We start from the raw sequence: 25890 nt of genomic DNA, 5'->3' as shown, positions 1-25890 counted from the left end.
CTATGAACAAATGGACCGGTCTGGCGACGCTGGCAGTGCTGGCTGCCTGCGATGTGCCGCAGGCACCCGTTGTCACCGGACCGGATGGTCTGGCGCGTATCCAGATCAACACCAGCGGGCTGACCTGTTACAATAACCGCTGTCTTGACATTAATCCGGCCGCACGCAGTGTTCGCCAGATCGGCAACCGGACCACGCGCATTCCGGGAAATATTGACGTCAGCGACGGAACAGTGACGCCCGAGGAATTCAGGCAAATGGGTACTGCGGCGTCTCTGGCGGGCGGTGAAGGATCGCAAAGCGACCGGGGTTAAACCAGACTGTCCATTTTACGCGCAAGCTTGGCGTCCAGCGCAGAAAGGCCGCCCACATCATGAGTGGCCAAGGTCACCTCGACCGTGCGGTAGATGTTGGACCATTCGGGATGGTGGTTCCACTTCTCGGCGAACATCGCCACCTGCGCCATCCAGCCGAAAGCATGAACGAAATCCTCGAAAATAAAGGTTTTTGTGATCGCATCCCGGTCTTCGACCATGGTCCAGCCGTTCTTGAACAGCGGGTCCAACAGCGGGCCGCGGGTCTCGGTCGACAGTAGTTCGGTCATTGTTGTTCCTCCGGGTTCGATTTTCTGAACGGTCCGTAATCCGTCAGAATCTCGATCTCTTCTCCCACTGCATGGGCTTCGGCGTCCAGAAAGTTCCTGATCGCGTCTGCAAAGCCGGGGTCGCCGACCCAGTGCAAGCTGTGCGTGCGCGTCGGCAGATAGCCGCGCGCCAGCTTGTGTTCGCCCTGCGCGCCAGCCTCGACACGGGACAAGCCTTCCGCAATGGCAAAATCGATCGCCCTATAGTAGCACAATTCGAAATGAAGGCAGGCGTGATGTTCGACGCAGCCCCAGTACCGGCCATAGAGCGTTTCGCGGCCGATGAAGTTCAACGCACCCGCGATGGGGTACCCGTTCCGCTCTGCCAATACCAACGCCACGTCATCAGACATGGTTTCATGTGCAATATCAAAGAATTGTCGGGTCAGGTAAGGCATGCCCCATTTACGTGATCCGGTATCCTGATAGAATGTCCAGAAGGCGTCCCAGTGTTCGGGCTGCAAATCCGCGCCCGTCAGCGTACGGATCTGACCGCCGAAATCGCAGGCTTGCGCCCGTTCCTTGCGGATATTCTTGCGCTTGCGCGAAGATAGCGCGCCGAGAAACCCGTCAAAACCCGCGTAATCGTCATTGAGCCAGTGAAACTGCTGCGACTGGCGCAGCATCAGACCCATTTGCTCACCCGCCAGCGCCTCATCCTCAGTGCAGAAGGTCGCATGAACAGAAGACACCCGGTTGTCGGCGGCTAGCTGCACCGCGCCCTGCACCAGCGCCGACATGCCGACCGCTTCGTAACCGGGCCGCACCAGAAACCGTCGACCCGTCGCGGGTGTGAACGGCACTGCGATCTGCAGCTTGGGGTAATACCGCCCGCCTGCGTTTTCATAGGCATGCGCCCAATTGTGGTCAAAGATATACTCGCCCTGGCTGTGTGACTTGGCATACATCGGGGCCGCGGCAATCAGCATCCCGTCCAGATAAGTGGTCAGGTATTGCGGCTGCCAGCCGGTGCCGCGCCCAACAGACCCGCTTTCCTCCAGCGCCAGCAGGAACCGGTGAGTGGTAAAAGGATCAAGCGGCCGCCCGCCATCGGCGGCCTCGGGGCAGGCGCAGCTGTCCCATTCGGCCGCAGAAATCTGCGACAGCGAGCCCAGTACCTGAACCTCGATTTGCGCCTGATCCATGTGCCCTCCGCGTCTGACCTTTATCTGTGACGCCGTGGGAAGGGATCAACCCGGATGGGGAGCCAAATACCCTTCGAAGGTCACATTATCCGCAATCTTGCGGGCTTCTGCCTCTTGTTCGGGCGACCGCACTGTCCAGCACAGGATCGGTACGCCGCGTGCTTTCAGTTCGACCACGCGGGGGCGGGTAAGGTCGTGAACCTCATGGCTGATGAAACTGGCACCCACGCGGTCGAAATCCGGAATGTCGCGCAGGTGATCGCACACCTTCCGAGGCAGCAGTTCGACCTTGGGCTGGTAAGAGCCCGTCACGATCCCACGTGGCAAATGCGGGGCCAGCCGGGCCAACTCGGCGACGGAATTGGGGTTGAACGACATCAGCGCCACTGGCCCGTCATACCCCTGCAACGCGCGGACCGCGTCCTGCTCCAGCGGGCCCACGTCCAGGCCCATCGCCCCGTCCTGATCCTTGAACTCGATCAGCAACGGCACCTTGCCCGCGACCATGTCTAACACCTCGTCCAGCGTCGGGATGCCATCATCCGCGTACAGCAACGACGTGGCCTGCGCCTGCGCCGAGGTGACCTGACGGATCGGACCGGACTGCCCGGTCAGACGGGTCATGTCATAGTCGTGAAACACCATGGCCCGGTTGTCCGAGGTCATTTGCAGGTCGATCTCGATCCCATATCCGGCGTCAATCGCGGCACGAATCGCCGCCCGGCCGTTTTCCGGGCGGTTGTCCGAAATGTCGTGTAACGCCCGGTGCGCTATCGGGCGCTGCAGGAACACATCAGGTAATATAGGTGTCATTGAACCTCAAAAATGCCTTCGATTTCAACGGCTACGCCCAGCGGCAGTGCCGCGGCGCTGACGGCGGAACGCGAGTGACGACCGGCATCGCCCAGCGCCTCGACCAGAAAATCCGAAGCCCCGTTGATCACTTGCGGCTGAGCGGTGAAATCGGCTGTCGAATTCACGAAACCGGTCAGCTTGATCACGCGAACCAGCTTTTCGATATCACCATCACAGGCCGCCTTGACCTGCGCCAGCAGGTTGATGGCACAAACTTTCGCTGCCGCGGCACCTGCTTCCACGCCCATGTCATCACCGAGTTTGCCGGTGATCAGATCCTCATCCTTGGATATCTGGCCCGAAACGTAAACGATATTGCCTACACGTACGAAGGGCACGTAATTCGCTGCGGGCGCGGGCGCGTCGGGCAGCGTGACGCCCAGGCTTTCCAGTTTTGCTGCGATGCTCATGAAGTTTCCTCCCAATCTTGAGTCGGGGCGAAGCTAACCGGGAAGCCCGAGTTCGGAAAGTGCGAAAAAACCTTTGAAACGGACCGAAAGGTGGGCGTAACTTTTCTTATTCCGGACTGTTGAACTTGTGTCACTTTACCTCGACCTGTCGGGCGAGTTAAACGCTGGCTGTTTCATTTTGACGGTGAAACATCTATGTGACATCAGATTGCGCCGCGCCAAGCGGCCACAGGTGGTATTGATTGAGTGTTCGGGTGAACGACATCCGAATTTTTGGAGTGGCAAAGACCGTGTTGAGCAGAATCAGCTTTTCGCACCTGATCGTCCTGTCCGTGCTGACAGTCCTCAGCGCCTGCGCAACGCAACCCCAGGACGCGGCCGCGCGGGGTGAGATTTTCGACCCTTATGAGAACGCGAACCGGGGTATCCACAAGTTCAACCTGGGCGTCGACCGGTTCCTGTTCCGTCCGGCCTCGAAAGGCTATGTCAAAATCGTGCCCGACCCGATGGTGACCAGCTTTAACCACTTCGCTGAAAACCTGACGATGCCCGGACAGGCTCTGGATTACTTGCTTCAGGGCAACATCAAACAATCGGGCAACGCGTTGTTGCGGTTCGTGATCAATACGACCGTGGGCGGCGCGGGACTGTCGGACCCGGCCAGTGAATTGAACCTGCCACCAGTTGACACGGATTTCGGCGAAACCCTGCATGTCTGGGGCTTTGGTGAAGGCGCCTATGTCGAGCTGCCCTTCTACGGCCCGTCGACCGCGCGGGATTCGATAGGCGTGATCGTCAATCTGTTTTCCAACCCGATCAATTTCAGCCCGGTGCGCCCTGTCGACAATATCGGTGTTTATGCCGAGGTTGTCCGCCGGATGGGAGATCGTGGCCGGTTCGCGGATACGGTGGATTCGATCCTGTATGAAAGCGCGGATAGTTATGCGCAGGCCCGGACTATTTACCTGCAAAATCGCCGCTTTGAACTGGCACGGGATGACGAGGCTACCTATCTGGGTCTTTATGATGACCCCTATGCCGAAACCGGGACCGACCCTGTCAGGGACCCCTATCTAGACCCTTACGAGGACCCTTATGAGGACCCCTATGCCGAATAACCCCTTAAACCGACGCGATTTTGTCGCCACCGGCCTTGCCGGTCTGGCGCTGTCCGCACTGCCCCTGTCTGCCTTTGCCCAGACCGAAGCCAGCGCCAAGGCCCTGGTCGTCAGCGTCGTTGACGACATCAACCGCGTGATCGCCTCGGGCAAATCCGAAAAAGCCATGATCCGCGATTTCGAGAAGATTTTCGTGCAATACGCCGATGTGCCAATCATGGCGCGCTATGTGCTGGGGGCCGATGGCCGCTCGGCCAGCCCGTCGCAGCTGAAACAGTTCACGCGCGCGTTTCAGGGCTATATCTCCAGCAAATACGGCCGACGCTTCCGTGAATTCATCGGCGGCCAGGTCACTGTTCGCAACGCGCGGAAAATCAAGGCTGGCTACGAGGTGCGCACCTCGGTCAAGCTGCAAGGCACGTCCCCGTTCGAAGTGACGTTTCTTGTCTCGGACAAGTCCGGGAGTGACAAGTTCTTCAACATGTTCATCGAAGGGGTGAATATGCTGCTGACCGAACGAACCGAGATCGGCGCCATGCTGGACGCACGCGGCGGCGACCTGAACCGTCTGATCAAGGATATGAAGCGGATCGGTTGATCCGGTCCACGAGGTTAGAAAAAGCGCCGCGCGAAACCCTCGCGCGGCGCTTTTGCTTAATTCAGACGCTCGCCGGTTTCTTTGGCGAAATATGACACCTTGCTCATGTCAAAGGCGAGGTTCAGCATCTTGCCCGCCTGGGCCGTGGTCTCCGCGTGCAGCCGCGCGGTGACCTGTTTGCCGCCGAGTTCCGAGACCACATAGGTATCTGCACCTGCCGGTTCGACCATATCGACCAAACACGTGGCTTCCTGCACTTCGGCGCCGGCGCGGAAACCGGCCTCGGCGATGTCTTCGGGACGCAGGCCCAGGATCACGTCCTGCGGTAGCGACAGATCGCGGGCGTCGTGCAGCACCAGTGTCTCACCCGTGTCACGCGTGATTGCGATTTGTGTGCCCGACCCGTTCTTTGTCGCCTGCGCCGGGATCAGGTTCATCGCGGGCGAACCCATGAAATCTGCCACAAACAGGTTGGCAGGGTTGTTGTAGATCTCGGCCGGGCTGCCGATCTGTTGCACGATACCGCCTTTGAGAACCACGATCTTGGTGGCCAGCGTCATCGCCTCGATCTGGTCGTGGGTCACGTAAACGATCGAGGCATCCAGTGTCTGATGCAGCTTCTTGATCTCGGTACGCATCTCGACCCGCAGCTTGGCATCAAGGTTTGACAGCGGCTCGTCAAACAGGAACAGCTTGGGGTCGCGCACCAGTGCCCGGCCCATCGCCACCCGCTGACGCTGACCGCCGGACAACTGGCTGGGGCGGCGGTTCAGCAGCGGTTCGATCTGCAGCAGCGCGGCGACCTCTTTCAGCTTGGCCTCCTGCGTGGCCTGATCGACGCCACGCACCTTCATGCCAAAAGTGATGTTCTTGGCCACTGACATGGTCGGGTAAAGGGCGTAGGACTGGAACACCATCGCGATGTCGCGGTCCTTGGGGCTGACATGGGTCATGTCTTTGCCGCCAATTGCCAACGTACCGCCGGTGATCGGCTCCAGCCCTGCAATGCAGTTCAGCAGGGTGGACTTACCGCAGCCCGAGGGGCCGACCAGCACCAGGAAATCCCCAGGCTCGATCGAGATGTTAATGTCTTTGAGAATCTCGGTCGCGCCGTAATTCTTGTAGAGGTTGTTGATGTCGAGGATGGGAGCCATGGGTCTTATCCCTTCACAGAGCCAGCGGTCAGACCGCGGATGAAATATTTACCGGCCACGACATAGACGAGCAGCGTCGGCAGCCCCGCGATGATCGCGGCGGCCATGTCGACGTTGTACTCTTTGACGCCGGTGGTGGAGTTTACGATGTTGTTGAGCGCAACGGTTACAGGCTGTGTTCCCGCCTGGCTGAACGACACGCCGAACAGGAAGTCGTTCCAGATCTGCGTGAACTGCCAGATCACGGTCACCACGATGATCGGCAGCGACAGTGGCAGGAAGATCGACCAGAAAATCCGCAGGAACCCGGCACCGTCGACCCGAGCCGCTTTGGTTAGCTCGGACGGAATGGTGACATAGTAGTTGCGGAAAAACAGCGTAGTGAAGCCCAGCCCGTAGATCACGTGGACAAAGATCAGCCCCGGAATGGTTCCGGCGATGCCCATCATGCCCAGTAGGCGCGCCATTGGCAGCAGGACCACCTGGAACGGGATGAAGCAGCCGAACAGCATCAGCGAGAAGATGATGTTGGCCCCTTTGAACCGCCATTGCGCCACGACATAGCCGTTCAGCGCACCCAGCAGGGTCGAGATGGCGACCGCTGGTACAGCGATCAGGACAGAGTTCCAGAAGTAAGGCCGCAGACCTTCGCATTGGATACCGGTACAGGCGCTGGACCATGCGGTTTTCCAGGCGTCCAGACTAACTTCGCGGGGTAGCGAAATCAGGCTGCCGGTGCGGATCTCCTCGAGGCTTTTCAGGGATGTTGTCAGCATCACAAACAGCGGCATCAGGTAATACAGCGCAAACAGGCCCAGCATCACGTAAAGCAACCAGCGCAAGGCAATCTTGCCGGTGGCGCTTTGGGTACGGGTTTGAGTTTGGGGCATCGACAGATCAGTCATTTTTCGCCCTCAGTTCTGAGTAAAGGTAAGGAACCACGATGGCAAAGACGACCAGCATCATGATCATCGCGGAAGACGCCGCCTGACCGATATCACCGCGCGAAAACGCCATGGCGTACATGTAGGTGGCGGGCAGATCGGTCGCGTAACCCGGACCACCACCAGTCAGGGCGATGACAAGGTCAAAGCTCTTGATCGCAAGGTGGGCTAGCACGATGAAGGCAGAAAGGAAGATCGGGGCCATCGAGGGGATGATGATCGCCGTATAGATGCGCCATGTTGGGATTCCATCGACTTGCGCGGCCTTGATGATCTCACCATCGACCGAGCGCAGACCGGCCAGAAACAGCGCCATCACAAAGCCCGAACTTTGCCAGATCGCGGCAATCACGATGGTGTAGATGGCGTAATCGGGGTTCACCAGCCAGTCGAATTCGAAATTCGGAAAGCCCCAGCCTTGGACCATGGATTCAATGCCCAGACCCGGATTCAGGATCCATTTCCACGCCGTACCGGTCACGATCATCGACAGCGCCATCGGGTACAGATAGATCGTGCGAATGGCCCCTTCGACGCGGATCTTCTGATCCAGCAGGATGGCCAGCAACAGGCCCAGAACCATCGCGATCACGATGAACAGCGCGCCGAAGATATATAGGTTGTTGATTGCCGTATCCCAGCGGGGCGAGTCAAACAGGCGTTCATACTGGATGAAGCCCTTGATCTCGTATTTCGGCAGCAGTTTTGAGCGGGTCAGCGACACCCAAGCAGTCCATCCGATAAAGCCGTAGACAAAGATCAATACAGCGATGAACGAGGGTGCCAGTACCACCTTGGGCAGGTGGTTTTCCAGCCATTCGGACATATTAGCCTCCGGGGAAAGTTGCTCTGCCCCCGCATTATAGGGGCAGAGCGTGTGGGATCAGTAGCTGTTGGCCACTGCGTCCGCCAGTTGCTGCACCGCGTCAGCCGAGGACATATCCGAGTTGAAATGCGCGGTCACAACATCCGTGATCGCACCAGCCTGCGACCCACGCAGTGCCATGCCGTGGGCATAGGAAGGCAGCAGCGAACCACCCGCCGAGGTCGAGCCCATATCTTCGGCCGAGATCTTGGCGCAGATGTCAAACGCATCCAGTGCCACGTCTGTCCGCGCTGGGATCGAGCCCTTGTTCAGGTTGAACACTTCCTGGAAGTTCGGCGCAACGATCAGCTTGGCCAGCAGTTCCTGACCAGCGCGGTTGTCGTCACCCTCCACTTCGAACATGGCAAAGCTGTCGACGTTGTACAGATATCCGTCGCCGGGGGTCGAGGCGCACAGGAAATCTTCGCCGGGGGTCTTGCCAGCGGCCAGGAACTCACCCTTGGCCCAGTCGCCCATGATCTGGAAAGCCGCCTCACCATTCATCACCATGGCGGTGGCAAGGTTCCAGTCGCGGCCCGAAAAGTTCTCGTCCACGTAACCGCGCAGAGTGCGCATCTGGTCAAAGACCTGAACCATGGTGTCGGACGTCAGCGCCTCGGGATCGAGATCAACCAGAGCTTTCTGATAGAACTCAGGCCCACCCAGACCCAGAGCAACCGCTTCGAAAACGGTGGCGTCCTGCCACGCCTGACCGCCATGCGCCAGCGGGATCACGCCCGCGGCCTGCAGCTTTTCAGCCGCGGCGTTGAATTCATCCCAGGTGGTGGGCATTTCGATACCGTTGGCGGCCAGTACGTCGGCATTCGCCCAAATCCAATCGATGCGGTGCACGTTCACGGGTGCAGCGCACCACGTGCCGTCACACTGCATGTGACCAGCGATCGACGCTGGCAGAACATCCGCCCATCCCTCGGCCTCGGCCACATTTGAGATGTCGGCCAGAACACCTTCTTCGTACCACTCCTGAATGGCCGGGCCTTTCAGCTGGACGGCAGTCGGCGCGTTTCCGGCCAGAACACGGGCACGCAGAGCGGTCATCGCGGCGTCGCCACCACCACCGGCAACGGGCATATCTGTCCAGGTACCGCCGTTCGAGGCGAACTCTTCCTGCAGAACCGCGACCGACTTGGCCTCACCGCCCGACGTCCACCAATGCAGCACTTCGGCCTGCGGTTCGGCCAATACCGACGACCCGGCCACAACGGCCAGAGTCGATACGGTGGCAAATGCAAAACGTTTCATTTCCTGTTTCCTCCCTGGAAATTCGAAGACTGCCAAAAAGCAGCGATGCCCTCCATTCTGAGACCAGATCACCATCTGGCAACGCGCAATCCGGGGTAAACCCCGGTTGCGGCCCAATTTTTCACCGCTTTTGTTACAGCGTGTTACGTTGACATTGAATCTGTTTCCGTTCGTTACAATTGACGGCACCAAAAGGGCAGAAACCGTGAGGACAAACAGAGTGAGCATACCGCGGCTGTTGGTGGTGGATGACGATCCCGATATGCGGTCGATGATGACCCAGTTCCTGCACCAGAACGGTTTCATCGCCCTGCCCGCCAGTTCCGAAAGTGAAATCCGCGCGCATCTGACGGCGGGCCGGATCGACCTGATCCTGCTGGACGTGATGCTCGGCGACGAAAACGGCGTCGATATCTGCGCCCGCCTGCGTGCGGAACAGGATGTTCCGATCATTCTGGTCTCGGCCCTGTCTGCCGATCATCAGCGTATGGCAGGCTATGAGGTCGGCGCCGACGATTACATCGCCAAGCCATTCAATCCACAGCTGTTGCTGGCCCGTGTGCGCGCGGTGATGCAGCGCGCCCGACGCACGCCGTCGCTGGCCTATCGCCGTCGCACCAGGACCTTTCGCTTTGACGGCTGGCTCTATGACGGCAAACGGGATGAGGTGCACTCGCCCGAAGGTTATCTGGTGTCCCTGTCGCAACGGGAAACCGCGCTGCTCAAAGTGCTGCTGGCCAATCCGCATATCCCCCTGACCCGCGATGAAATCGCGGCCGCGCTGGATGTCACCGGCAGCAGCGACAAGCCCGAGGCACAAGGGCGCGCCATTGACATGCTGGTCGGGCGGCTGCGCTCCAAGATCGAGACAAACCCGAAAGACCCGCAAATGCTGCGCACCGAACGCGGGGTCGGCTATGTCTTTGCAGCCGAGGTCTCAGTGGAAGAGGGCGCATGACGTCGCGCGCGCCGCGCTTGCGCAGCCTGGGCTGGATCTGGACTTTGACGGCCTTCGCTTCTGGGCTGCTGTCTGCGGGGTTATGGTTTGCGTCGGCCCGCGCGTGGGATGACTTTCTGACCCGCGCCTATGTTGCCGGGTTTGCCGTCTACGAGGAACTGCGGGTCGGCAAAGCTCCACCAGATGGTATGACGATTACTGCTTTACCCCCTGCATCGGCACGGCTGGCCGATGCAGGCCAGTTCCAGCAATTGCCGGGTTTTTCAGACCGCAGCTTCGTCACCAACCTGTCGATCCTGACCGACAGTTCCGCACCGCTGTCCGGGCGCGAACTGACGCTGGCCGTGATGTCCGACCGGCTGGTTTACCCGGTATCCGACATCCTGTCGGGTATCGATCAGACCGGCCCCGAGAAGATGGGCAACCTGACCCGTCTTCTGGCCACATATTGCAGCGAACCGATCCTGATCGCGCGGTATGGGCGCAATGCCTGGCAGCAGGTGGACGGGACCGATATCTGGGGCTGCAACGCCGCCCCTGCTGATCTGCGCCTGCCCGCCGCTCTGGCCGCTATTGTTGCTTTGGCGGTCATTCTTACATCGGTCGGCAATGTCTCGGACAGCTTTGCCCGGTTTTCCAGCGCTCTGCGCGGCCGCAAACGCCGTGGCGGGCCGAACAGCTATGATGCAGATGGTCCAGCCGAATTGCGCGACATCGTATCCGCCGTGAATGACCATCTGGACGCCGAGCGTGCGCAGTTGGAAAAACGCGCTACTGTGCTGTCCGGTGTCAGCCACGATCTGGGTACACCTGCCACACGGGTCCGGCTGCGCGCGGCGCTTATCCCCGATGACGAACTGCGCGAAAAGCTCGAGGCTGATGTGGACCAGATGACGGGTATGATCGAAAGCGTCCTGACATACACGCGGTCCGAACTCAGCGTCGAAGAACCCCGTCAGATATCCCTGACCTCGCTGGTCGAGTCTCTGGTCGCGGATTATCAGGACATGGATCTCCCGGTAACGCTGAAAAAGATTGACCCGGTCGCGGTCGAGGGCGCGCCGTCGGTCTTCATGTCGCGACGGGGGCATGGATCACTGCCGGAAACGCGGCGTATACTGATCATCGGGCGTCCCATTTCGTTAAAGCGGGCATTGACCAACCTGATCGACAACGCGCTGAAATACGGGCGGCACGCCGAGCTGCAGCTGGAAACCGATGCACAGACGGCCACGATCACCGTTGAAGACAAAGGCACCGATCTGTCCGTGTCGGATATCGAAGCCCTCATGGCTCCATTTCAACGCGGCTCTAACACAGGGTCTTCCGACGGGTTCGGTTTGGGCCTGACAATCGCCGCGACCGTTGCCGAGCAGCATGGCGGTTCACTGAATTTCGAGGCCGGGGATCAGGGCCTGCGTGCGCGATTGCAGATAACCCGGCAATAACCCATCAGGTCATGTAGCTGCGCACAAGAGCCCCTGCTATCAAAGACCATCCATCTGCGATGACGAAAAAGGCCAGCTTGAATGGCAGCGATACCGTCGCGGGGGGCACCATCATCATGCCCATCGACATGAGTACCGCCGCAACCACCAGATCGATGATCAGAAACGGCAGGAAAATCAGAAACCCGATTTGAAAGGCCCGCGCAATCTCGGACAGCATGAAGGACGGCATCAGGATCGAAAGTGGCGCATTTGCGGACACGGCGATCGCATCGCCCCCGGGTCGCAGGGCCGCCATGGCGTGAAACGTGTCGGGATCCAACCGAGCCGCCATGAACGCGCGGAACGGTTGCAGCGCGCGCTCCAGCGCCGGTTCCACCTCCATCGTTTCCTCGACCATCGGTCGGATGCCGGTTGTCCAGGCCTCGGTAAAGACAGGCTCCATGATGAAGTAAGTCAGGAACATCGCGAGGCTGACAATCAGCATGTTGGGGGGCGATTGCTGCAATCCGATGCCCTGCCGCAGGATCGCCAGAACCGTGATCAGAAACGGAAAGCAGGTGATCATGATCGCCAGCCCCGGCGCAAGGCTGAGCACGGTGATCAGCAGGATCAATTGTATGGTCCGCGCAGAAATTGACCCGCCTTCGCCTAGTGACAGCGACAATTCCTGCGCCACGGCAAAGGATGGCGTCAGCACCGCAAATACGACGACCAACCAAAGCTGGTAACGCATCAGCCGATCCCGTTCTGCAGGTCCGCGATTTCCGTCAGGCGCACCGCAAGTTGACCTGCCTGATCGCCCTCCATCTCTTCCAGCAAGCCACGGGCGACCAGTTGATCGCCCACATAAAGGTCGACAGGATCTTCAATCCGTTTGTCCAGCGTCAGCACGGCATTCTCGCCCATGTTCAGCAAATCGCGGATCAGCGGGCGTGCCCGACCGACCGAGACTGTGACCTCAATCGGGACAGCTTCGAAGGGGTTGGATTTTTCGGGTTTTAGCGAATTCTGATCACTCATTGCTCACTGCCTCTTTTGCCTCAAATACATATGCATCGAATACCGCTGCGACCGATGCGAGCAGATCGCCGCAATCCACCTCGCGCTGAGACGTGCCGACCTGCAGCCGCGCCTGCCCGACCTCCAGCGAAGGATCTTCGATCACACGGGTAGGTGCGGACAGGTCCTGCGGTAGCAGACATTCCACCTCGCCCGCGCGGCCATTGGGCACAAAAATCTGCATTGGCTGGCCAATCTGTTCGCGCGCCATTTCCGTCAACTGTTCAACCAGCCGCGTGGCAAAGCCACGGTCCAGCGTCTCGGGCAGGACAACTTGCACCAGACTCCGGAACATCGGCTCCAGCGACAGGCCCATGCGGGTGATGGCCTCATGATAAGTAAAGGACATATCCTCGAGCGATTTCCCCAGTTCGGCCGACATCTGGCCCCGGTTTTGTTCCTGCGCCTGAATGGCATCCTCCCAACCGGCGCTATAGCCTTGTTCAAAGGCGGCCAGCCGTTGTTCCTCCAACGCGTCCTCGTCCAACAGGTGCAGCTTGCCGCCCCCGGCCTGCTGGGTGAAATCCTCAAGAAGATGGGCTATCGACATCACACACGCTCCTCGCCTTCTTCCAGCCAGCTGCGCAGGATTTCGACGGTCTCTTCCTGCTTGTCCCCAATCATCGCGCGCAGCCGATCTACCGGATCAGCGCCGGATTGTGCTGCTAGCGCCGGAACGTCGCCGGCAGGTGCCTGCCCCGGCAATGAGGTGAATTGCCCGCCTTCCTCTGTCGCAATCTCTCCGGTCAGATAGGAATCGGGCTCGGGCGCGATACCGGCAGGTAGCAGCGCCGGGGCCAAGGCCGATTTCGTCAGAATTGGACGGATCACGAACAGCCCGAGTACCAGCGAGACAATCGCCAGTACCGCCATCTGGATCAGAGACATCGCATCGAAATGCACCTTCTGCCAGATGGAAGCTGAGGCCAGCGTCCCCTGCGGCTCAACAACCGGCAGGTCCAGCGATTTCAGCGTGATGACATCTCCGCGGTCCGAATCGAACCCCACGGCCGAAGCCACCAGTTCTTTCAGCGCTTCCATCTCTGCCTCGGGCATTGGCACAAAGGCTTCAACCCCGGCGGCATCCACAGAACGAGTCCCGTTCACCAGAACCGCCACCGTCAGACGTTTTATCGCACCGGGGGCCTTGTGCACCTCATGCTCAGTCTCTGAGACTTCGTAATTCACCCGTTCTCGCGTTTGCGTCGCGTTGGAATTCGATTCGTCGCCTCCGGCACCATCGCCGTCGGGCAGGTTTGAGGCGACAGTGACATCGGCGGACTGGTTGCGGGCGCTGTCCGACCGTTCCTCGGTATCGGTGCTGATGGCCACGCGCCCTTTGGGATCAAAGCGGCGTTCGCGGATGGATTCGGTTTTGGTCACCGTATCAACACTGACCTCGACCACCGCGTTCCCGGCCCCAACACGCGCCTCGACCAGCCGCAAAACCCGTTCGCGTAGCTGGCGGGCCTTGTCATCCGCCGTATCCGCGGCAACCGCGGTTTCTTGCGCCCCAATCACCGCCCCATTCGAATCGATCACCGCGACATTTTCAGGTGCCAACCCACTGACCGCTGAAGCAATCAAAAACCGGACCGCTTTGGCCTGATCGGATGTGATCTGCGCGCCTGATGGTACCAGGTAGATCGAGGCCGTCGGTGCCACGCTGCGCTGAAACGGGTTGGTCGACCCGTTGGCGATATGAACGCGCGCCTGGCTGACATGCGGGCTGCCAACGATGGTGCGGGCCAGTTCGCCTTCTTTCGCGCGCCAATAGGCGGCATCGAACATCTGCGACGTGGTGCCAAACCCGCTGAGGGAATCCAGCAGCTCATATCCCCGGTTTCCGTTGGCTGGCAGGCCTTCGCTGGCCAGGGTCATGCGCAGCTCATCCCGCTGCGACCCGGGCACATAGATAGAGCCGCCGCGAATCTCATACGGTACCCCGCGCTGATCCAGTGAACGGACGATATCCCCCGCCGCACCGCTTTCCAGCCCCGCATATAGCAGGGTCATCGAAGGCGCCGTCACCAGACGGGACATCGCAAGGACTCCAAGAAAAACCAGCACGACTGCACCAGCGACGATAATTTGTTTACGCCTGTCCAAACTTGCCCAGACAGTTCCGATCTGCTGCACGCTCACCTCCGACTCGCCGACATTCTGTCCGGCTCATCCCCTGTTTGGACGATTGCCCTTAACAATCGGTTAGTCCCTGCCGGGTTAAGACGTTTGCAGATCGGACAAATGAGGACGTCATGACTGACGCGACTGCAGAACAGGCAGATACCCCGGAAAAACCTGGGAAAAAGCGGGTGATCATCGGAGTGATTCTGGCGTTGGCCGGGGCTGCTGGCGGGTATTTCCTGACCACCTCCGGTTTGTTGCCCTATGGCGGCATGCCCGCGGCAGGCGAAGCCGGAGAGACGGAAAAAGGTAAAGCTGTGAAGGCGCTGCCGCAGGTGGGGTTTGTCGATCTTCCTCCGGTAATTGTTTCCGTGAACGCGGGCAATTCACGTCACCTGAAATTTCATGCCCAGCTGGAAGTGAACACTGGCCACATCACCGATGTGGAAAAGATGAAACCGCGAATCATGGACGTTCTGAACGGGTATCTGCGCGCACTCGAAGTATCTGACCTTGAGGATTCACTGGCCCTTATGCGCATCCGCGGACACCTGCTGCGCCGCATGGAAATCGTCGTCGGAGAAGGCCGCGTGCGCGATGTTCTCGTGATGGAATTCGTTTTGAACTAGGAGGCGAAGTTGGAGCTGATTGCAGATATTTTGCTGGTCGCCGGCGCGCTGGGTGCGGGTCTTTACTGTTTCGTGCTGTCCCGGCGGCTGAAGCGATTCACCGATCTGGAAAAGGGCGTGGGCGGGGCGGTTGCCGTATTGTCGACTCAGGCCGATGAATTGAAGAAATCGCTGGATTCGGCGCGGGACGCTTCGGATCAGTCTGGCGCGGTTTTGAAGGATCTGACTGAACAGGCTGAGACGGTCGCACAGCGTCTGGAGCTGATGATGGCGTCCATGCATGACGTCGTTCCGCAGGAAGACGCCGCTCAGAAAACTACAGAGCCGAAACCAGAGGCGGAAGCTGAGTCCGAACTTTCTGACGGATCTCAGCAGATGCCCACAGCCTTTGAGGAACCTGGCGAGCCTGAAGCAGAGGAAACATCCACCACCACGCAGGCCAAGCGTCCTGGCGGATTGATGTTCTTTCGGCATGACCGCAGTCGCGGCGAGGTCGCGACATGACGGGCAATCCAGCAAAAAATAGACCTAAAGGCGGCGTACTTGCCCTCATTTCCTTGCTGATGATCGGATCTGCCGTGATTCGCATTGGTTTCGAAGCCGGACCTGCGCTGGCAAAAACCGCCGAGCCGTCCCGACCCGATTCCGGTCAGCCTCATGGTGAATTACCCGGAGCGCAGGTGCTGCTGACGGAATTGCTGCGCCGGGAGGAGGCGCTGAAACAACGCGAGGCTGCCGCGATAGACAAAGAAAAGGCGCTTGCCATCGCTGACGAGGCTATCGAGACCCGTCTGGTTGCGCTGCAAGAGGCTGAGGATGCTCTGCGTGCAACCCTCGCCATCGCCGAAAAGGCAGCTGAAAATGATCTGACGCGCCTGACCGACGTCTATCAGAGCATGAAGCCTAAAGACGCCGCGGCCCTGTTCGAAACGATGGACCCGACATTCGCAGCCGGTTTCCTGTCGCGCATGCCCCCGGATGCAGCAGCAGGTGTTCTGGCCGGTCTGAGCCCCGAAGCCGCCTATACGATCAGTGTGATCATGGCCGGGCGCAACGCGTCGGCACCTCAGGAATAACGCCCATGTCTTTCAACCCCGCATTGGAATTTGCTGGAGATCACCCATGATCGGACTTATCGGAATTGTTGTCATTTTCGCCATGGTGTTCGGTGGCTATCTGGCTGCGGGCGGTAAGATGGCCATCATTCTGAAATCGCTTCCTTTTGAGATGATGATGATCGGCGGCGCCGCTGTCGGTGCGTTTCTGATCAGCAACGACATGAGCGCCGTTAAACACACGGCCAAGGACATGGGCAAAGTATTCAAGGGTCCAAAATGGAAGCCAGAGGATTATCGCGATCTGCTGTGCCTGTTGTTTTCGCTGATCCGTATTGCCAAAGCCAACCCGGTTGAGGTTGAACAACATATCGAGGATCCCGAGAATTCGTCGCTGTTCTCGGCCTATCCCAAAATTCAATCCGATAAAGAGGCCGTGGACCTGATTTGCGATACGATGCGGTCGGCGTCGATGAATTACGACGATCCACATCAGGTGGAAGAAGTGCTGGAAAAAAGAATGGAGGCGAATTTCCACCACGCAATGCACTCCAGCCACGCCTTGCAAACTGTTGCCGACGGTCTGCCTGCGCTGGGAATCGTGGCTGCTGTTCTGGGCGTAATCAAAACGATGGGGTCCATAGACCAGCCGCCCGAAGTGCTGGGCAAACTGATCGGCGGCGCTCTGGTCGGTACGTTTCTGGGGGTGTTTCTGGCCTATGGTCTGGTCGGTCCCTTCGCGGGCAAACTGAAGGCCGTGGTCGAAGAAGACAACCATTTCTATCAGTTGATCAAAGAGGTTCTGGTCGCCAATCTGCACAATCACAACGCTGCCATGTGCATTGAGGTCGGACGCCAGAATACCCCAACGCATAACCGACCGGATTTCACCGAGCTTGAAGACGCCCTGAAAGAACTCAAACAGGCGGCGGCATGATCCGGGTAGCAGTCCTCATTTCATCCCTGATTGCGGCCGCAACCGGCGCCGCAGCGCGGGAGGTGACCGTGCGCTCGGGTGAGCATGATGGGTATACAAGGCTTGTCGTTCAGGTTCCGCCGGACACCGGTTGGGTGTTGAAGCAGTCAAAGAATGGCGCGCAATTGAATGTGGCGCTGGATAACGTGACCTTTCAGACCGGATCCGTCTTTCAGCGCCTGACCGAAAATCGACTGGCCACCATTTCGCAGCCGAAACCGGGTGCCGCATTGCAGATGGAGTTTGGCTGCGACTGTGTTGCTTCTGCCTTTTTGTTCAGAAAAACCATGATTGTCGTAGATATCGCACCGGGAAGGTTCCCGCCTCCGCTTACCAGTGACATTCCATCCCCGGCTCAGCCCAAAGCTTCTCTTGACGTAACGCCTGTGACCTCAGCGCGGACATTGGACTTACCGGCGCTGCCTCTGTTGACTTTGAATGCGGAGGGATTTGAGGATCAGTTAGCGATGCGCCTGTTGCAAGGTGCCGATCGCGGCATCGTTGACCTGAACATTGCCCCTGTGGGACCAAGGGCATCCACAGCCAATCAAAGCCTGCTGGTTCCATCCGGAATGGAAATGAACATCAGTGTGACGTCGGTGCTGGACGACCTGAACGGCCTGTTGGGCCCGGACATTCCGCAGCTGGAGAAGAAGCCCCCCTGCATATCCAGTGCAGAGTTAGGCTTTGACAGTTGGACCGACAAGCGTCCGTTCCCTGAACAAACCGCAGAACTTCGATCCGGGCTGTATCGCGAATTTGATGTCATCGACAAGGCAAACGTCCTGAAATTGGCAAAGCTCTACACCTATTTCGGGTTTGGCACCGAAGCGTTGAAGGCGCTTGAACTGCTAGGGGAACACTCGGCGGAAACTGACCGAATATCGACTATCGCGCGCGTTCTGGACGACAGTAACCTGTCCGGCCCGAACCCGTTTGCGGGACTTCAGCGCTGCAAAAGCGATGCAGCCCTATGGGCAGCTCTGACCGAAGGCCGATTGCAGGGGGGCGCCGATCTTGCTGCGATTGAACAGACTTTCGCACGCCTTCCGGTGCACCTTCGGCGTCATGTTGGACCGCCGCTCTCGGATATCCTGGTGGAGGCACAGGAAGTGGAGGCCGCCCGGCGTGTCCTGCGCTCGGTGGCCCGCGTCGAAACGCAGCCAAGCCCAAGCGTGGAGCAAGCCAAGGCCAAAGTGGCTACGGCCGAAGGCGACGCCGCCCAAACCGAAGCTTTGCTGAAAGATGTTATTACGGCCTCTGATGCAGCGTTGGAGGCCCCCATGGCCTTGGCGCGCCTGGTCGAAAAACGGTGGTTGGAACGCGGCGCGGTTTCACCGCAGGACATAGATCTTGCCGAATCTTATACTGTTGAGTTTCGCAGATCCGAAATCGGACCCCTGATGCAGCGAACACATGCCGTCGCCCTGAGCCTTGGTCACGAATTCGACCCGGCTCTGGATCTGTTGGCTGACATGCCGGAGGATGCCGAAAGCGTAGAAACTTTGAACCGCGTAGTTCTGATCCTGGCCGAACGGGCCGACGACGCCACCTTCCTGCGGCGCGTTTTGAGTTTGTCGAAAACACATTATCAGGGACTGACAACCGATACGGCGATTACCGTGGCAGACAGGTTGGCCTCGCTTGGGTTTTCTAAACCTGCCTTGACCTTGGCCAAACGACCACAGGACACAATCAGGCGAAACGAACGCGCACGGATTCGGGCAAGGGCAGCTCTGCTGGACAAGCGCCCTCATCAGGCAATGCTTGAGCTGGCCGACGATTCCTCGGATGAGGCCGTTTTGCTGCGGGCAGAGGCAATGCGCGCTACAGGTGAGTTTGCGGTGGCAGGCGACCTGCTGCGCACCTCGGGGCACTTGGATGAGGTGAACAGGTTGTTCTGGCTGTCCGACAGGCTGAACGAGGTTAACACGGAAGTCGGAGCGAAATTTGGTCAGATCATTCAGGCAACACAAGACTTGTCGGAACCGCCATCCCGGTTGCCGGAGAAGCCGCTGGCAGATGCGGCCAATCTGCTGCAGGACAGTCAGGAAACAAGGCAAAAGATAGCTGAATTGCTTGCAGCGCTAGAGCAGGAGTGAGCACCCTTTCTTTCACAAATGTGCCAGAAAAAGTGGCCGAGCGAACCTGTAGAATCGCGGGTTGGACCCGGTTCAATTATCTGACGGATCAAACAGGAGAGGCGACAGGCCCGAGTATCGAGAACCTGGGTTTACCCAGCCCAGTATTGCCGTACGGATCGCGTCAGCGCGTGCGGGACCGATGACCGGGTTTGCGAATTCGGCGTATTTTTCGATTACTTCATCGCGACTAATGGGGGCTTCGGGTCCACCGCGCGCATTGACATCTCCCGACTCTAAAATGCGCCCATCGGTGGTTTTTAAACTGACGTCGGCCCAACGCCCCTGTGGGAAACGTCGGTTATGCCGGTCGCTTTCAGCGACGTGGATGCGCGACATCAACTTTGCCACTGCCGGGTCTGACAACCCCGCACCGGAAATATGTTCGACCCCGATTCTGCCGTAAATGGTCTGCACGGCGACGGCGAAAGGCAGGGAGTACTGCGCCTGGGATGTCGTACCCGGCATACCGGCATACAAACAGGCCGCCTCGTGGAAACTGTTGATGTGAATGGACTGGATTTGCGCGTGACGCAAATTGTTATCCCGCATCACAGCACGAACCCCGTCTATGGCGGCATGTGCCCAACGGCAGATCGGATAGGGTTTTACATATTGGTGCTCGACCTGCCAGAACCGGCCCAGATCGGCCCAATGCGCAGCGGCGGTTTCTGCCTCGATCGTGATGGCGGGCGCGCCGATAAATCCGCGTTCGGCCAGGATGGCCGAAGACATGCCAACCAAAGCCCCCCAGCCTGATCCGTCATGCAGCATCGTCGGATTAGCAATCTCTCGCATCATCTGGCTGCGCGGGCCATGATATTCGGCAATGCCCATCGCCTGCCGCATCTGTTCGGGTGAATGCCTGCGCAGCCGCGCGGCCATGGCCACCACACCCAACGCGTTCCACGCGCCAGAGGTGTGATAATCACTGACCGATGCGTGCAGGGACAATCCCGCGCGCCCTGCGATTTCGTATCCGGTGATTACCGCAGCCAACGCCTCGGGGCCGGTCAGACCCGGGCAGTGCTCAGCAAGAGCGATCAGTGTCGGCAGAACCACGACACCTATATGGCCTTTGGTCGGGTTATAACCGTCATGCCCATCCAGATTGTCGGTCTGCGTCGCCGCGGCGTAAGCTGCCCCCGCCATACTGACCACACGGCCATCGAACATCATCCGAGCGCTATAAGCCGGATCGGTGCTGGCATAGAGCAAAGCCGCCGTGTCGCGCGCGATCACACCGGCCTCCATCGGGCCGGAAGCGATCAGAATGCCCATCGTGTCCAGCATCATCAGCGCTGCGGCTTCTTTGGCACTGTCAGGCATTTCTTCCGCGCTGCGGTTCAGGGCGAAATCGGCGACGCGGTCAAAGGTGGCTGTCATTTGACTGGCTCCGGAATCGCAGTCTGAACATCACGCAGGCGATGGCCTGCCGGATCGAACGGAGGCTCGGCCAGCAGTTTGGCCTTATGCGGCTTGCCCAGAATAAAGACCTCGACCGTATCACCGGGCTGCGCCACTTTGGGATCTGCATACCCGATCGCCAGCGATTTCCCGACCGAATACCCGTACGCCCCCGAGGTTACACGTCCTACCGGAGTGCCGTCGGGCGTAAAGATAGGCTCACCGCCGGTGGCATCTGCATCGGTCACCTCGACCTCAAAGATCGACAGAACCTCGCGCGGGGTGTTGTCCTTGACGGACAGATAGGCGTCTTTGTGCAGGAAGTCCTTGTCCAGCTTGATCAGGCCCGCCAGCCCGACCTCTTGCGGCCAATACTCCTGAGAATATTCGCGGCCCCAGGAACCGTAACCTTTTTCGATACGCAATGTGCCAAGAGCGCGGCCACCGACCGGGCCGCCGCCAATTGCTTTCGCAGCTTCCAATAGCACGGAATAGAGCCTGATTTGATCTTCTTCGGCGCAATGCAGTTCCCACCCCAGATCACCGGTAAAGCTGACGCGGATGGCGAGGCAGGTGACTCCGGCGACGTCGATGGTGCGGGACCGCATGAACCGGAAACCGTCTTTCGAGAGGTCCGCATTAGTCAGCCGTTGCAACAGCTCACGCGATTTTGGCCCGGCCACGTTGAACCCTGCAATGCGGTTGGTGGCGACCTCAAATGTTGTTCCCTCGGGCAGATCGACCATGTTAAAGAACCGTTGGTGGTAGCGTTCGGCCATGCCCGAGCCGATCATCATGTATTCATTGTCGGCAACCTTGGTTATGGTGAAGTCGCCAGCGACACCGCCGCGTACAGAGATCAGCGGGGTCAGGCACGAACGGCCGACCTCGATTGGCACCCGATTGGCGACCAAGCGGTCCAGCCAGTCGTAAGCGCCGGGGCCTTTAATCACGTAATTGGCGAAGTTCGAGATATCAATGACGCCGACATGGTCCCGCAGCATCTGCGCTTCGCGCCCGACCGGCTCCCACCAGTTCTGACGGGTGAAACCGTTGGATTCGCTCACTCCGGGCTGATCGGCGAACCACAGCGGGTGTTCCCAGCCACAGTTCAGACCAAAGACGCCGCCCATATCCTTTTGCATCTCATAGGCCGGACGCACACGCGCCGGACGCCCGGCGCTGCGTTCCTCATTCGGGAAATGGATTGCGAAACGGTGCGTATAAACGTCTTCGACCCGCGCTTTGGTGAATTTTTTGTCCGCCCAGTCGCCAAACCGTGCCAGATCCCAAGCGAACATGTCATATTGCGGCTCACCCTCGACCATCCACTGCGCCGCCAATAGGCCAAGGCCACCAGATTGCGAAAAGCCGGGGATGATACCGGTGCAGCAGAAGTAGTTCTTCAACTCCGGCACCGGCCCCCAGATAGCATTTGAGTCCGGCGACCAGATCATCGGGCCGTTGATCACCCGCTTGACGCCTGCGGTGGCCGCGACTGGCACGCGTTCCGTGGCGCGGATGACGTTCTCCATGATGCGGTCCAGATCGTCCGGGAACAGGTCATGGGCGAAGTCCAGCGGCGTGCCGTTTTCAGCCCAGAACCGCATGTCTTTCTCATAAGCCCCGATCAGCAGGCCGTTGCCTTCCTGACGGAAATAATACTCGCCATCCCGATCCGCGATGGACGGCAGGCGACGGCCCAGTTCTGCAACTTCATCAATCGTCTCGGTGACGAAATACTGATGCTCGGTTGGTTGAAGCGGCAGTTCGATCCCGGCCAGATCAGCCACCTCGCGCCCCCAGAGGCCCCCGGCATTGACCACCCACTGCGTGTGAATGTCACCCTTTTCGGTACGCACGATCCACGAGCCATCAGATTGCTGTTCAGTCCCTATTACAGGGCAAAACCGCTCAATTTCCGCTCCCATCGCCCGCGCGCCGGCAGCGTAGGCCATGGTAACGCCCGAAGGGTCCACGTTGCCGCCATCGGGTTCATACATGATGCAGCGGATGTCATCGAACTGCGCCAGCGGGTGTAGCTCCATCGCCTGTTCACGGCTGACCTCATAGAAGTTCAGACCGTAGAACCTTGCCTTGGCCTCCTGCAGGCGTAGCTGATGTTCGCGGTTTTCCGTCTGCGCCAGATAGAGCGAACCGGGCTGGAACACGCCACAACCCTGCCCGGTTTCCTGCTCCAGTTCCTTATACAGGTTCATCGTATAGTGCTGGATGCGGGTGATGTTGTTGTTGTCGTGCAACCCGTGAATGTTGGCCGCCGCGTGCCAGGTCGAGCCGCTGGTCAACTCATCGCGCTCCAGCAAGACAACATCTGTCCAGCCGAGCTTGGCCAGGTGGTAGAGGATCGAGCAGCCGACAAGACCCCCTCCGATCACTACGGCCTGTGCATGGGTTTTCATCGGCGTGACCTCCTGCTGGCGGGCGCGTGGAGTTGCGCCCCTTCAGGAAAGTCAGCCACAGGTCAAGGCCAGCTTATGCTCTGTTCCCGACGTGAAATGTCGGGAACAGAGCCCGGTTGGCCGGTTTTAATCAGTAGGGCGCTTCGACGTCATTCATCGAAACATAAACTGACTTCATCTCGCTGAAGTGGTTGATCGCCAGTTTCGAGTTCTCGCGTCCGACGCCGGACATTTTCGACCCGCCAAACGGTGCCTCGACCGGAGCGAGGTTGTAGGTGTTGATATAGCAGGTGCCCGCCTCGAACCCGGCCACGATACGGTGTGCGCGGGTCAGGTCATTGGTGAACACACCGGCAGCCAGACCAAATTCGGTGTTATTGGCGCGGGTCAGAACCTCTTCTTCGGTGTCGAAATCCAGCACCGACATGACCGGGCCGAAGATCTCCTCACGCGCGATGGTCATGTCGTCGGTGACATCGGCGAATACAGTGGGTTGCATGAAGAAGCCATCGCCTTCGATCCGGTTACCACCATAAACCAGTCGTGCGCCCTCGGCCTTACCCTTTTCGATATACCCCAGTGCAATGTTCATCTGGTTTTCGCTGACCAAGGGGCCAAAATTAACCTCTTCGTCCAGCGGATCGCCGATCTTGGCGGTTGCCAGACGTTCGGACAGACGGTTCAGGAAGGCTTCTTTGATGCATTTCTGCACGAAGACGCGGGTGCCGTTAGAACAGACCTGGCCCGAGGAATAGAAGTTGCCCAGAATCGCGCCCGACACGGCATTTTCGATATCCGCGTCCTCAAACACGATCATCGGGGACTTGCCCCCCAGTTCCATGGTCACATGCTTCACGCCATCGGCGGCAGCGGCATAGACTTTGCGGCCTGTTGGCACGGACCCCGTCAGCGAGACCTTGGCCACGCGCGGGTCAGTCACCAGCGAGGCGCCGACATCGCCATAGCCCTGAATGACGTTGTAGACGCCTTTGGGGGCACCGGCCTCGATCAGGATTTCAGCCACCTGCAGCGCGGACAACGGCGTGGCTTCCGACGGCTTGAACACCATCGTATTGCCGCAGGCCAGCGCCGGCGCACCTTTCCAGCAAGCGATCTGGGTCGGGTAGTTCCACGCACCTATGCCGACGCAGACGCCCAGCGCCTCGCGGATAGTGTACACGAAGTCCCCGCCACCCAGCGGGATATGCTCGCCGGTCAGGGATGCGGCCAGACCTCCGAAATACTCCAACGCATCCGCACCCGAGGTCGCATCCGCCACCAGCGTTTCCTGAAGCGGTTTGCCGGTGTCATGGGTTTCAAGGATCGACAGCTCGCGATTGCGCTCACGCATGATGTCTGCAGCCCGGCGCAAGACCCGGCCACGCTCTGTTCCCGACAGCGCTGCCCACTCGGCCTGAGCGGATTTAGCGCTAATTAGAGCCTTATTTACGATCTCAGGCGTTGCTGAGTGAAGTCGTGCAATGACTTCGCCAGTCGCTGGATAAATGACGTCGATCGGGGCGCCATTTGTGTCCTCGACATATGCGCCGTCGATAAAATGGCTGGCCGCGGGCTGAAACTTCATGGCGGGTCCTTTTGCTTCAAATGCGCCGGTTGGGTCAGGCGCGGGGAGTGTATTCTTCGCAATTACCTATTATTGATTGATCAGTCAATAAAACGTCGAACTGGCAGGTTCTTGCCGAGTCTGTTGACCCCCTCTTGAAATGAAAGGTTAATGTTCCACTTATGTTCTACATAGTCAGAGGAACTCCCGATGGCCCATCACACGCGAAATTCCGCCCTGAGCGGCCCTTCAAACGACTATCACCTGCTGCCTGTCACCGACCGGCAGATGCGCTATGCCCGTGCCATCGCGCAGCAGTCCGCATTGGAAATCCCTGTTGAGGCCCAGCGGGATCGCCGGTCCATGTCGGCGTGGATTTCAACGCATAAACCAGATGATCCATCGCCATTTGCCAATTACCCAACCGGCAAACAGGTCGCCTTTGCCGAACGGATTTCGCGTAGCAAACGCCGTCCGATTCCAACCGAGTGTTTCCGTGACAAACAGAAGATGTCGCACTGGATCGACCAGAACAAATAACCCAGAACCGGAGTCACTGATGGCTGTGGGTTCGGGCGTATAGGGCCACCGCGGCAGCAACAAACATGCCCAGCAGGATATATCCCGTCACAGCCTCGGCCACGGCCAGTCCACGGCACAGACCGATTGGGGCCATGTCGCCATAACCGACAGTGGTGAATGTGACATAGGAAAAATACAGGATATCAGCCGGACCATGCGCACCGACAACGCACAGGTCGTTATATCCGAACGCGCCATACACAGCGGCGAACAGAAACGGCACCACCTGAATGAAAGACACACCCATCAGGAACAAAAGCCTGCGCGGGGACCTTACCTGAGTCATGTAGAACCAGGATTGCGACACGATCCAGACCACCAGACCGACAGCGGCCATCGTTCCGATGGTGTCGCCCGCAGTGGCTTCGCTGAGGCGTGACAAACCGAACCACGCGAAAAAACTGGCAATGACCATCCCGGCGGTAGCCAGCAGGGTCGACTTCCATTCGTTCAGAGCAGTGGGTCCGCGGGTCATTGAGCCTCCAACACGCTGATATGAAACGGATCATCCAGTTTCCTGCGTGAT

General features: G+C 59.0%; 27 protein-coding genes. 11 read left to right on the top strand and 16 right to left on the bottom strand.

Going from position 1 to position 25890, the window contains the following annotated elements; translation table 11 throughout:
* Positions 1–2: 2 nt before the first annotated feature.
* Entirely contained in the window at positions 3–314 is a 312-nt protein-coding gene (locus GOX66_RS11615; RefSeq protein WP_170762767.1) for a hypothetical protein, read from the top strand.
* Here GOX66_RS11615 and GOX66_RS11610 read toward each other — a convergent pair.
* The 4 genes from GOX66_RS11610 to GOX66_RS11595 are packed head-to-tail and all read right to left on the bottom strand — an operon-like array spanning position 311 to position 3053.
* Positions 311–604 carry a 4a-hydroxytetrahydrobiopterin dehydratase gene (locus GOX66_RS11610; protein ID WP_170762765.1) on the bottom strand — a complete coding sequence of 98 codons (294 nt, stop codon included), beginning with the start codon at positions 602–604 and terminating at the stop codon, positions 311–313. The two genes, GOX66_RS11615 and GOX66_RS11610, sit on opposite strands and share 4 nt — an antisense overlap.
* Complete coding sequence (locus tag GOX66_RS11605) at positions 601–1788, bottom strand: GNAT family N-acetyltransferase (RefSeq protein ID WP_170762763.1); 1188 nt, start codon at positions 1786–1788, stop codon at positions 601–603. The genes GOX66_RS11610 and GOX66_RS11605 overlap by 4 nt, the downstream gene beginning before the upstream one ends.
* 45 nt (positions 1789–1833) lie before the next feature.
* On the bottom strand, positions 1834–2601 hold the full coding sequence (locus GOX66_RS11600) for a glycerophosphodiester phosphodiesterase family protein (RefSeq protein ID WP_170762761.1): 768 nt from the start codon (positions 2599–2601) through the stop codon (positions 1834–1836).
* Positions 2598–3053, bottom strand: a complete 456-nt coding sequence (locus GOX66_RS11595) for a RidA family protein (RefSeq protein WP_170762759.1) — start codon at positions 3051–3053, stop codon at positions 2598–2600. Before GOX66_RS11595 ends, GOX66_RS11600 begins: the two co-directional genes overlap by 4 nt.
* Positions 3054–3346: 293 nt before the next feature.
* On the opposite strand from GOX66_RS11595, the gene GOX66_RS11590 reads away from it, so the two are divergent.
* Together GOX66_RS11590 and GOX66_RS11585 are read left to right on the top strand one after the other, a co-directional pair.
* On the top strand, positions 3347–4171 hold the full coding sequence (locus GOX66_RS11590) for an MlaA family lipoprotein (protein WP_174822722.1): 825 nt from the start codon (positions 3347–3349) through the stop codon (positions 4169–4171).
* A complete protein-coding gene (locus GOX66_RS11585; protein WP_170762757.1) occupies positions 4161–4769 on the top strand; it encodes an MlaC/ttg2D family ABC transporter substrate-binding protein in 609 nt (202 codons plus the stop codon). The genes GOX66_RS11590 and GOX66_RS11585 overlap by 11 nt, the downstream gene beginning before the upstream one ends.
* Positions 4770–4825: 56 nt before the next feature.
* Here GOX66_RS11585 and GOX66_RS11580 read toward each other — a convergent pair whose 3' ends face one another.
* The 4 genes from GOX66_RS11580 to GOX66_RS11565 are packed head-to-tail and all read right to left on the bottom strand — an operon-like array spanning position 4826 to position 8995.
* On the bottom strand, positions 4826–5923 hold the full coding sequence (locus tag GOX66_RS11580) for an ABC transporter ATP-binding protein (RefSeq protein ID WP_170762755.1): 1098 nt from the start codon (positions 5921–5923) through the stop codon (positions 4826–4828).
* A 5-nt stretch (positions 5924–5928) separates the two neighbouring features.
* Entirely contained in the window at positions 5929–6828 is a 900-nt protein-coding gene (locus GOX66_RS11575; RefSeq protein WP_170762753.1) for a carbohydrate ABC transporter permease, read from the bottom strand.
* On the bottom strand, positions 6821–7693 hold the full coding sequence (locus tag GOX66_RS11570; RefSeq protein WP_039543053.1) for a carbohydrate ABC transporter permease: 873 nt from the start codon (positions 7691–7693) through the stop codon (positions 6821–6823). The genes GOX66_RS11575 and GOX66_RS11570 overlap by 8 nt, the downstream gene beginning before the upstream one ends.
* Before the next feature lie 57 nt (positions 7694–7750).
* Positions 7751–8995 (bottom strand): ABC transporter substrate-binding protein, encoded by a 1245-nt coding sequence (locus GOX66_RS11565; RefSeq protein WP_170762751.1) that lies wholly within the window; start codon positions 8993–8995, stop codon positions 7751–7753.
* 220 nt (positions 8996–9215) lie between these two features.
* On the opposite strand from GOX66_RS11565, the gene GOX66_RS11560 reads away from it, so the two are divergent.
* Complete coding sequence (locus GOX66_RS11560) at positions 9216–9953, top strand: response regulator (RefSeq protein WP_170762749.1); 738 nt, start codon at positions 9216–9218, stop codon at positions 9951–9953.
* Positions 9950–11401 (top strand): sensor histidine kinase, encoded by a 1452-nt coding sequence (locus GOX66_RS11555; RefSeq protein WP_170762747.1) that lies wholly within the window; start codon positions 9950–9952, stop codon positions 11399–11401. Before GOX66_RS11560 ends, GOX66_RS11555 begins: the two co-directional genes overlap by 4 nt.
* Positions 11402–11405: 4 nt before the next feature.
* Here GOX66_RS11555 and fliP read toward each other — a convergent pair whose 3' ends face one another.
* Genes fliP through fliF form a run of 4 tightly spaced genes read right to left on the bottom strand, consistent with a single transcriptional unit; the run spans position 11406 to position 14602 of the window.
* Entirely contained in the window at positions 11406–12137 is a 732-nt protein-coding gene (fliP, locus tag GOX66_RS11550) for a flagellar type III secretion system pore protein FliP (protein WP_170762745.1), read from the bottom strand.
* Positions 12137–12424, bottom strand: a complete 288-nt coding sequence (locus GOX66_RS11545) for a FliM/FliN family flagellar motor switch protein (protein ID WP_170762743.1) — start codon at positions 12422–12424, stop codon at positions 12137–12139. The genes fliP and GOX66_RS11545 overlap by 1 nt, the downstream gene beginning before the upstream one ends.
* On the bottom strand, positions 12417–13013 hold the full coding sequence (locus tag GOX66_RS11540) for a FliH/SctL family protein (RefSeq protein ID WP_170762741.1): 597 nt from the start codon (positions 13011–13013) through the stop codon (positions 12417–12419). The genes GOX66_RS11545 and GOX66_RS11540 overlap by 8 nt, the downstream gene beginning before the upstream one ends.
* The gene (gene fliF, locus GOX66_RS11535; RefSeq protein WP_170762739.1) at positions 13013–14602 is read right to left on the bottom strand and encodes a flagellar basal-body MS-ring/collar protein FliF; all 1590 of its coding nucleotides are present in this window, start codon (positions 14600–14602) and stop codon (positions 13013–13015) included. The genes GOX66_RS11540 and fliF overlap by 1 nt, the downstream gene beginning before the upstream one ends.
* Before the next feature lie 119 nt (positions 14603–14721).
* Here fliF and GOX66_RS11530 point away from each other — a divergent pair, with 119 nt between their 5' ends.
* The 5 genes from GOX66_RS11530 to GOX66_RS11510 are packed head-to-tail and all read left to right on the top strand — an operon-like array spanning position 14722 to position 19352.
* A complete protein-coding gene (locus GOX66_RS11530; protein ID WP_170762737.1) occupies positions 14722–15219 on the top strand; it encodes a flagellar basal body-associated FliL family protein in 498 nt (165 codons plus the stop codon).
* Positions 15220–15228: 9 nt separating this feature from the next.
* The gene (locus tag GOX66_RS11525) at positions 15229–15723 is read left to right on the top strand and encodes a hypothetical protein (RefSeq protein WP_170762735.1); all 495 of its coding nucleotides are present in this window, start codon (positions 15229–15231) and stop codon (positions 15721–15723) included.
* Positions 15720–16295, top strand: coding sequence for a MotE family protein (locus GOX66_RS11520; RefSeq protein ID WP_170762733.1), 576 nt, complete (start codon positions 15720–15722; stop codon positions 16293–16295). The genes GOX66_RS11525 and GOX66_RS11520 overlap by 4 nt, the downstream gene beginning before the upstream one ends.
* A 46-nt stretch (positions 16296–16341) precedes the next feature.
* Entirely contained in the window at positions 16342–17211 is an 870-nt protein-coding gene (gene motA, locus GOX66_RS11515; protein ID WP_170762731.1) for a flagellar motor stator protein MotA, read from the top strand.
* Positions 17208–19352 (top strand): hypothetical protein, encoded by a 2145-nt coding sequence (locus GOX66_RS11510; RefSeq protein WP_170762729.1) that lies wholly within the window; start codon positions 17208–17210, stop codon positions 19350–19352. Before motA ends, GOX66_RS11510 begins: the two co-directional genes overlap by 4 nt.
* A 72-nt stretch (positions 19353–19424) precedes the next feature.
* Here GOX66_RS11510 and GOX66_RS11505 read toward each other — a convergent pair whose 3' ends face one another.
* From GOX66_RS11505 to betB, 3 genes are all read right to left on the bottom strand, one after another.
* A complete protein-coding gene (locus GOX66_RS11505) occupies positions 19425–20777 on the bottom strand; it encodes an MmgE/PrpD family protein (RefSeq protein WP_170762727.1) in 1353 nt (450 codons plus the stop codon).
* The gene (locus GOX66_RS11500; protein ID WP_170762725.1) at positions 20774–23218 is read right to left on the bottom strand and encodes a GcvT family protein; all 2445 of its coding nucleotides are present in this window, start codon (positions 23216–23218) and stop codon (positions 20774–20776) included. Before GOX66_RS11500 ends, GOX66_RS11505 begins: the two co-directional genes overlap by 4 nt.
* Before the next feature lie 130 nt (positions 23219–23348).
* On the bottom strand, positions 23349–24803 hold the full coding sequence (betB, locus tag GOX66_RS11495) for a betaine-aldehyde dehydrogenase (RefSeq protein ID WP_170762723.1): 1455 nt from the start codon (positions 24801–24803) through the stop codon (positions 23349–23351).
* Positions 24804–24992: 189 nt separating this feature from the next.
* Between betB and GOX66_RS11490 the strand changes: the two genes are divergently transcribed.
* Complete coding sequence (locus GOX66_RS11490; RefSeq protein WP_170762721.1) at positions 24993–25322, top strand: hypothetical protein; 330 nt, start codon at positions 24993–24995, stop codon at positions 25320–25322.
* A 13-nt stretch (positions 25323–25335) separates the two neighbouring features.
* Here the strand turns inward: GOX66_RS11490 and GOX66_RS11485 are convergent, their stop codons facing one another.
* On the bottom strand, positions 25336–25839 hold the full coding sequence (locus tag GOX66_RS11485) for a potassium channel family protein (RefSeq protein WP_170762719.1): 504 nt from the start codon (positions 25837–25839) through the stop codon (positions 25336–25338).
* Positions 25840–25890 lie beyond the last annotated feature (51 nt).

This window comes from Ruegeria lacuscaerulensis (assembly GCF_013031245.1).
Classification (GTDB): Bacteria; Pseudomonadota; Alphaproteobacteria; order Rhodobacterales; family Rhodobacteraceae; genus Ruegeria; species Ruegeria lacuscaerulensis_C.
This window is presented reverse-complemented; position numbering and strand designations above follow the sequence as displayed.